Below are 1,019 nucleotides of genomic sequence, written 5' to 3'. Positions count from 1 at the left end.
GTTGGTCTGGCGCACCACAGGCCGGAGCGCGAGATGTTCAGCGTGCTGGACTGCAGCTTGAGATACCGGTCCTGCAGTTGCTCGTACTTGGCGATGAAGACAGCGCCGACCGGGTTGATCAGCGTCACCTTCACCACGCCGATGGCGGCGGCGGCGAACATCACCGGCATCAGGAACTGCCAGGCCGACACGCCGACCGCGCGGGCCACCACCAGCTCCGCGCTGCGCGTCAGCCGCCAGAAGGTGAACATGCCCGCGAACAGGATGACGAAGGGGAAGATCTGCTGCCCGATCTCCGGCAGTTTCAGCAGGGCCATTTCCACGACCAGCCCGAAGGTGACATGAGGCTTGGTGCCGGCTCGGCGCAGAAGTTCCACGGTGTCCAGCAGCAGCACGATGGCGAGCAGGATCACCATCAGCAGGCAGAACCAGACGACGAACTGCCGGCCGATGTAGCGGGAAAGCGTAGGCGAGGAATACATGCGGTGTCCGGTCTCCGGAGCCCCGCCCGCGGCACCGCCATGGCGCCTGGGACGGACTGGCGTGGCCCCNCCCGATAGGATCGGTGCGGGGCCACGCCGGAACAAGTCCCGCTGTTTACCTCTGTTGCGGCGCGATGACAACCGGAGCCGCGGCCGAAGCCCCTCTCAACCGCTGGCATGCTGATCGACGTCGCCCGAAATCTCCCTCCTTTTTCGTCTGGACTTCCTGCGCTGGCATTCCAAACTGTTGGTAACAGGCTGCACGGGAGGGTCGGTCGATGACGGACACCACGGTCGCAATCCGCGAGGCGCGCGCGTCGGACGCCGAAGGCATGGCGCGAGTCCATGTGCAGAGCTGGCGGTCCACCTACCCCGGCCTGATCCCGGCGCAATTCCTGGTCAACCTGTCCGAGCCGCCCGCCGCCCAGCGCTGGGCTGCCATCGCCGGGACGCGCGGCCCCGGCCAGGGCGCCTTCGTCGCGGTGGAAGCCGCCGGACTGATCGCCGCACCCGGCACCATCGTCGGCATCGCCTCCC

Annotated in this window: 1 protein-coding gene and 1 pseudogene; one reads left to right on the top strand and one right to left on the bottom strand. The window is 67.4% G+C overall.

What is annotated here, in order from left to right:
- A partial coding sequence (locus I71_RS03810; RefSeq protein ID WP_042690852.1) for an LptF/LptG family permease occupies positions 1-482 on the bottom strand: 482 nt, incomplete at its 3' end.
- 278 nt (positions 483-760) lie between these two features.
- Here I71_RS03810 and I71_RS03805 point away from each other — a divergent pair.
- Positions 761-1,019: pseudogene (locus I71_RS03805) on the top strand (GNAT family N-acetyltransferase); the annotation flags it as partial.

The sequence above is a fragment of the Azospirillum sp. B506 genome (assembly GCF_000333595.1).
GTDB lineage: Bacteria > Pseudomonadota > Alphaproteobacteria > Azospirillales > Azospirillaceae > Azospirillum.
The sequence above is the reverse complement of the archived record's forward strand: the minus strand, read 5'-3'. Positions and strand labels throughout refer to the sequence as shown.